This is a genomic window from Oceanibaculum pacificum (assembly GCF_001618175.1).
Taxonomy (GTDB): Bacteria; Pseudomonadota; Alphaproteobacteria; order Oceanibaculales; family Oceanibaculaceae; genus Oceanibaculum; species Oceanibaculum pacificum.
Map to the genome: position 1 here is coordinate 1 of NZ_LPXN01000089.1, position 5,358 is coordinate 5,358.

Genomic DNA, 5,358 nt, shown 5'->3' on the forward strand with positions numbered 1-5,358 from the left:
GGCGTCTCGAAGGGTCAGGCGGCGTAAAGAGCCCTCACCGCGCGGCGATCATCTCGGCTTTTTTCACCAGCACCTCGGCCTGCTTGATCGAGGCAATGTCGATCAGCCGGCCGTCCAGCGCCACCGCGCCCTTGCCCTCGCGCTGGGCCTGCTCCATCGCTTCCAGGATGCGCTTGGCCTGGGTGATGTCGGCCTCGGACGGGGTGAATTCCTCGTTGGCGAGCGCGATCTGGGTCGGGTGGATCGCCCATTTGCCCTCGCAGCCCAGGGCCGCGGCCCGGCGCGCCGAGGCGCGGAAGCCGTCCGGGTCCTTGAAGTCGCCATAGGGGCCTTCCAGCGCGCGCAGCCCGTTGGCCCGCGCCGCCACCACCATGCGGGCCAGCGCATAGTGCCAGACATCGCCCCAGTGGGTATGACGAACGCCCTCGGAATCGGCGTCGCTCAGCATGGTGTAGTACGGATTTGCCCCGCCGATATTGGTGGTCCGCGCTTTGATCGAGGCGGCGTAGTCGGCGACGCCGAAATGCAGCGCCTCGTTGCGCTTGCTGGCCGCCGCAATGGCCTCGACATTCTGCATGCCGAGCGCGGATTCGATGATCATCTCCAGCCCCAGCCGCTTGGTGCGGCCCTTGGCCATCTCGATCTGCGTGACCAGCATGTCGACGGCGTAGATGTCCGCCGCCGTGCCGGCCTTGGGGATCATGATCATGTCGAGGCGCGGGCAATTCTCCACGATGTCGACCACGTCGCGATACATGTAGGGCGTATCCAGCCCGTTGATGCGCACCGAGACGACCTTGTCGCCCCAATCCACCTCGTTCAGCGCCTGGATGACGTTCTTGCGCGCCTGCGGCTTCTCGTCCGGGGCGACGGCGTCCTCAAGGTCCATGAACAGCACGTCGACCGCCGAGCGCGCCGCCTTCTCGAACAGCTCGGTCCGGCTGCCGGGCACGGCCAGCTCGCTGCGGTTCAGGCGCGCCGTGGCCGGCTCGACGATGGTGAAGCTCATGGGAAATCCTCCTGTGCGGGTCCGCGTTTCTTGAGATGCGGGGGAGGATGGAGAGGCCGCCGGGGCCTGTCAATCAGCGCCAGACGATGTGTGGCATGCGGGCCAGCCGCAGCGGGCCGAGATAGATCGCCCGGTCCTGCAGGCTCAGCGGGGCCTTTACCACCGGCCGTCCGTTGCGCCCCTCGCGCACCAGCAGCGACAGGGCAAGCTGGCCCAGCGAGGCATCCTCAGGCCGCAGCCAGCCCAGCGTCGCCATGCCGTCGAGCAGCTTGTCATGGCCCTCGATCTCGGTCGAAAACGCGCCGATGGGTTGCAGTTCCTTGTCCAGCGCCAGCGTGCCGTCGCCCTCGATGCGCACCGGTCGCCAGTCAAGCAGCAGGCGCGATATCTCCAGCGTGCCGCCGGCCTCGCTCCAGGCAGCAAGGCCAGCCTCCCCGCCCTGCTCCGGCACGGCACCCATGACGGCACCGGCCAGGTCGATCTGCACCGGGCCGGTGACCGGCAGCGCCATCGGCAGGTTCGGCTCCAGCGCCTCGACGCCAAGGCCGAAGCTCAGCGCCGGCGCGTCGATGCTCGTCGGCGGCGTCTCCGGCCGCGACAGGCTGAGATCGACGCCCTTGGCGGTCGCCAGCGCCGCACCGCCCGCGCCCGAGGCCCGCAGGGTGGCGAAGCGCGCCTCCAGGCTGGCCGCTTGGTAGCGGGAATCCAGCCCGATCACCCCGTCCGAGCTGGCAGCCTCGATACGGGTGCGGTCGGTCACCAGGCCAATATCGAGCGTTTGCGGCTCCATCGCCTTGAAGCGGATGGTGCGCAGATCCCAGGGCAGCGCCTCCAGCACCAGATGGCCGCCGCGCCACGCCAGGGGGGTGGCGGCCCCGTCGGCGCGGATCGACGGCGCCTCGAAGCTGGCGCGGAAGGCGAAGGGGAAGCCGTCCAGCGTGAAGCTGGCCCAGTTCACTTCCGTTCCACGCCGGGATTCCGCCGCCGCCCAGCCGGCAATGCCGTCGCGCAGCCGGTCGGCCATGATGAACCAATAGGCGCTGTAGGCCCCGGCAAGCAGGACCAGCAGGGCCGTGAAGGCGATGAGAAGGCGGCGCATGGGCTTCCTTGACAACGGGGCGGTCGGGGGCAAACGGGCTGGACCCGTCTGCCGTTCCATTCCATATAGGATGTCATCATGCCCGACGACGTTCTTTCCCTCACGCCGATATTCCGCTCCGAAGATCCCGAAGGCCGCGCGCGCCGGCTGTTCGACTACCGGCCGGGCGGCGCGGGCGACGCCTGGGTCTATGCCTATGGCTCGCTGATGTGGGATCCCGGCTTTCCGGTGCTGGAGGCGCGCCCGGCGCTGCTGCATGGCTATCACCGCCGCTTCTGCGTCTACAGCTACCGCTATCGCGGCACGCCGGAACAGCCGGGGCTGGTGCTGGGACTGGACAAGGGCGGCGCGTGCCGGGGCCTGGCCTACCGGGTGGCCGAGGCGCACCTGCCGGAAATCTCCGCCTATCTGTGGGACCGGGAGATGGGCAGCGGCGTCTATCACCCGCTGCCGCGCCGGCTGCGCACCGCTGACGGGCAAGTGCAGGCGCTGACCTTCATCGTCAATCGCCGGCACCCGCAATATGCCGGGCTGCTGAACCGCGAGCAGATCGCCGCCCTGGTGGCGCTGGGCTGCGGCGGACGCGGGCGATGCCGCGACTATCTGCTGAACACGCTGGCGCAACTGGCCGCGCTGGGCGTGGCCGACCGCGCGCTGGCGAGCCTGGACCAGATGGTCGAGCGGCTGGAGGCCGGCCTTGCGCCGATGCCGGCCCTACCGCCCGCCCCGACCGACCCGACGCATTTCTGAGAGCCCCTGCCCCTACCCCTCGATCTCCATCTGCTGCAGCACCTGGAGGCGGCGCTGCATCAGGCGGGTGCGGATGCGCACCATCAGCAAGGTGGCGAACAGCAGCATGAAGGCCAGCGCCATCAGCAGCAGCGGGGTCAGCATGGAAGGATGGATCGCCGGGGCGTCGAGCCGGCTGATGCTGGCCGGCTGGTGCAGCGTGTTCCACCAATCGACCGAGAATTTGATGATCGGCACATTCACCCAGCCAACCAGCGCCAGGATCGCCCCGGCCTTGGCCCCGCGCTGCGGATCGTCGAAGGCGTTCACCAGGGCGATATAGCCGAGATACAGGAACAGCAGCACCAGAACCGAGGTCAGCCGCGCGTCCCACACCCACCAGGTGCCCCACATGGGCTGGCCCCACAGCGCCCCGGTCGCCAGGGCGACGGCGGTGAAGCACGCGCCGATGGGGGCCGTCTCCTGCGCCGCCAGATCGGCCAGCGGATGTTTCCAGATCAGCGCCACGGCGCTGGCCAGCGCCATGCTGGTGTAGCAGGCCATCGCCATCCAGGCCGAGGGCACATGCACATACATGATGCGCACCGTCTCGCCCTGCTGGTAATCCGCCGGCGAGGCGAAGATGCCGAGATACAGGCCGGCCGCCAGCAGCACTAGCGTGGCCGCCGCCGTCCAGGGCGTCAGCGCGCGGCTGATGCGGGTGAAGCGGGCCGGATTGGCGAAGCGGTGCAGGCTCGACATGTCTCTACTCTACCGCATGACGCAGCGCCGCCGCCGCCGCCCAGGGGCAGAGCGGCAAGGCTGCCAGGAACAGGGCGCCGAGCAGCATGAGATGCGGCCCGGCGGGATAGGAACCAACCGCCGCATCCACGGCGGCGACGCCGAAGATCAGCACCGGCACGGCCAGCGGCAGCACCAGCAGCGGCACCAGCACGCCGGCGCGCCGCGCGCCCAGCGACAGCGCCGCGCCGACAGCGCCCAGCAGGCTCAAGGTGGGGGTGCCGAGCGCCAGCGCCAAGAGCAGCGCGCCAAAGCCGTCCGCCGGCAGGTTCAGCAGCACCGCCAGGATCGGCGCCGCGATGATCAGCGGCAGGCCGGTGGTCAGCCAGTGCGCCAGGCATTTCGCCAGCACCAGGAAACCCAGCGGCATCGGCGAGAGCGCCAGCAGCTCCAGCGTGCCATCCTCGTAATCAGCCTGGAACAGCCGGTCGAAGGACAGCATCGCCGCCAGCAGCGCCATCACCCAGATCACCCCGCCGGAAATCCGCGCCAGCACGGCCGCGTCCGGCCCGACGGCGAAGGGGAACAGCACCGCCCCCAGCACGAAGAAGCCGACTACGATCAGCGCGTCGGAGCCCTGGCGGCCGGCCAGCTTCAGGTCGCGGACGACCAGCGTGCGGAAGCCGCTCACAGCAATTCCTCCGCCGTCAGCCTGGGGGCGGCATAGCCGGCCATGTCGAGCAGCACGGCCCCCGGCAGATCGATGGGGGAATGGGTCGAAACCACGACCCGGCCGCCCTGAGCGCGGAAGCCGGCGATGACATCCTCCAGCACGGCGATGGTGGCGACATCCAAGGCCACGGTGGGCTCGTCCAGCAGCCAGAGATCGGAACCGGTGGCGAGCAGCCGGGCCAGCGCCAGCCGACGCTTCTGCCCGGCCGACAGAAAGCGCCCCGGCGCATCGGCAAGATGGGCGATGCCGAAGCGGGCCAGCGCCTCGGCGGCGGCCTGGTCGTCCAGCGCCTCGCGCATGCCGGCCCAGAAGCGCAGATTCTCGCGCACCGTCAGCGCGGGCTTCACCGCGTCGAGATGGCCGACATACTGCACCCGCTCGCGATGCAGCTCGCGATCCTGGGCGATCGGCGCGCCGTCCCAGGCCAGCGTGCCGGCAGCCGGCGGCAACAGCCCGGCCATCAGCCGCAGCAGGCTGGATTTGCCGCTGCCATTGGGGCCGCGCAGCACCAGCGCGCCGCCGGCGGGCAGCGTGAAATCCAGATGCCGGAAGACCAGCCTGTCGCCACGGCGGCAGGCGAGCCCGATACCGCTGAAATCGTTCATGCCCTTTCATAGGCGGGGCATGAGGGCAGGGCAAGGGGGCGGGTCCAGTGGCTGGTTGTCGCGGGGAGAGGAAAGCCAAGCCCGCAAAAAGTTCGGGCGGTGCCAGCGGGGACTTGGCACCGCCCGAGGGGGCTTTGGGTCATGGCCGCGGAGGGGAAGGGGTTTCCGTCGCGGCCGGTGTAGGCACCGGAGGGGCTTAGGTGGCGCCTACAATCATAATATCGGGGTTAATCATGTCCAAAATAAGAGGCCCAAAAGGCTCTTTTGCGGCATATCACGCAAGCGTGAACAGGAAACGCCATTCATCCGAAAGGAGTAGATGGGGATATGGCGCACCGATTAAAGGCCGGAGCTATTACCCCTCGCCCCGGAAGGGGAGAGGAGTGACGAGGCTTAGCGAGGCACGAGTTTAGACGAGGCTGGGTGAGGGGAGATGGCGCGG

General features: G+C 69.2%; 6 protein-coding genes. 1 reads left to right on the forward strand and 5 read right to left on the reverse strand.

The window, feature by feature from the left end; all coding sequences use genetic code 11:
• Window positions 1–34: 34 nt before the first annotated feature.
• On the reverse strand, window positions 35–1,009 hold the full coding sequence (locus AUP43_RS06070; RefSeq protein WP_067553808.1) for an HpcH/HpaI aldolase/citrate lyase family protein: 975 nt from the start codon (window positions 1,007–1,009) through the stop codon (window positions 35–37).
• A 73-nt stretch (window positions 1,010–1,082) separates the two neighbouring features.
• The gene (locus tag AUP43_RS06075) at window positions 1,083–2,108 is read right to left on the reverse strand and encodes a DUF2125 domain-containing protein (protein WP_067553810.1); all 1,026 of its coding nucleotides are present in this window, start codon (window positions 2,106–2,108) and stop codon (window positions 1,083–1,085) included.
• Between the two features lie 78 nt (window positions 2,109–2,186).
• On the opposite strand from AUP43_RS06075, the gene AUP43_RS06080 reads away from it, so the two are divergent.
• Window positions 2,187–2,858, forward strand: a complete 672-nt coding sequence (locus AUP43_RS06080) for a gamma-glutamylcyclotransferase (protein ID WP_084462599.1) — start codon at window positions 2,187–2,189, stop codon at window positions 2,856–2,858.
• Between the two features lie 12 nt (window positions 2,859–2,870).
• Here the strand turns inward: AUP43_RS06080 and AUP43_RS06085 are convergent, their stop codons facing one another.
• The 3 genes from AUP43_RS06085 to ccmA are packed head-to-tail and all read right to left on the reverse strand — an operon-like array spanning window position 2,871 to window position 4,916.
• Window positions 2,871–3,590: a heme ABC transporter permease gene (locus AUP43_RS06085; RefSeq protein WP_067553821.1), complete on the reverse strand. Its 720-nt coding sequence runs from the start codon at window positions 3,588–3,590 to the stop codon at window positions 2,871–2,873.
• Between the two features lie 13 nt (window positions 3,591–3,603).
• Window positions 3,604–4,269 carry a heme exporter protein CcmB gene (gene ccmB / locus AUP43_RS06090; RefSeq protein ID WP_067553812.1) on the reverse strand — a complete coding sequence of 222 codons (666 nt, stop codon included), beginning with the start codon at window positions 4,267–4,269 and terminating at the stop codon, window positions 3,604–3,606.
• Window positions 4,266–4,916, reverse strand: a complete 651-nt coding sequence (ccmA, locus tag AUP43_RS06095; RefSeq protein ID WP_067553815.1) for a heme ABC exporter ATP-binding protein CcmA — start codon at window positions 4,914–4,916, stop codon at window positions 4,266–4,268. The genes ccmB and ccmA overlap by 4 nt, the downstream gene beginning before the upstream one ends.
• Window positions 4,917–5,358 lie beyond the last annotated feature (442 nt).